At 49.2% G+C, this 723-nt stretch carries 3 tRNA genes; all 3 read left to right on the top strand.

From position 1 onward, the window contains the following. The first annotated feature begins 149 nt into the window (after positions 1-149). Positions 150-232 (top strand) — tRNA-Leu (locus MBEAL2_RS28650). 233 nt (positions 233-465) lie between these two features. Continuing rightward, positions 466-541: transfer RNA gene (locus MBEAL2_RS28645), tRNA-Gly, on the top strand. Positions 542-601: 60 nt separating this feature from the next. Further along, a tRNA-Leu gene (locus MBEAL2_RS28640) sits at positions 602-690 on the top strand. Positions 691-723: the final 33 nt, after the last annotated feature.

The raw sequence follows: 723 nt of genomic DNA, 5'->3' as shown, positions 1-723 counted from the left end.
CAAGGGCAAAGAATCGTACCTTTCATCACTTTGGACTCTCACCAGAGAGGAAGTTCTGCTAAAAGCAGGCACATCCTGTGCCTAACGCAGAACCTCGCGCGTCGTGCGCTTCGGAGTCCAGTATGGCTCACCATATGTTTATCCCATGTGCGGGTGTGGCGGAATTGGCAGACGCACTAGACTTAGGATCTAGCGCTTCGGCGTGGGGGTTCAAGTCCCTCCACCCGCACCATCTATCTTCATCTGTACGACGTCGAATCAGCTTCCTTGTTCAGATGAAATCAGTAGTACCCGTTGAGGGTGCACCATCTATTTTCATTCTATCTACGTCGAATTACTTCCTGCTAGAATGACATCAGTAGTATCTGCAGAAAGCAGATGCACCATCTATCTTCATCTGTACGACGTTGAATCAGCTTCCATGTTCAGATGAAATCAGGAGTACCTGTTGAGGGTGCACCATATGCGGACATAGCTCAGTTGGTAGAGCACGACCTTGCCAAGGTCGGGGTCGCGAGTTCGAGTCTCGTTGTCCGCTCCATTAATATTAACGTGTATTATAAACTATAGTACCCGTAGGGTGCTTCTTTTTTGCCTATATGCCGGGGTGGCGGAACTGGCAGACGCACAGGACTTAAAATCCTGCGGTAGGTGACTACCGTACCGGTTCGATTCCGGTCCTCGGCACCAAGATATTGCCCATAAAAGTAAAGTGGATGTTTT

Origin of the sequence: Aneurinibacillus tyrosinisolvens (assembly GCF_001015055.1) — a bacterium.
GTDB classification, from domain to species: Bacteria; Bacillota; Bacilli; order Aneurinibacillales; family Aneurinibacillaceae; genus Aneurinibacillus_A; species Aneurinibacillus_A tyrosinisolvens.
This window is presented reverse-complemented; position numbering and strand designations above follow the sequence as displayed.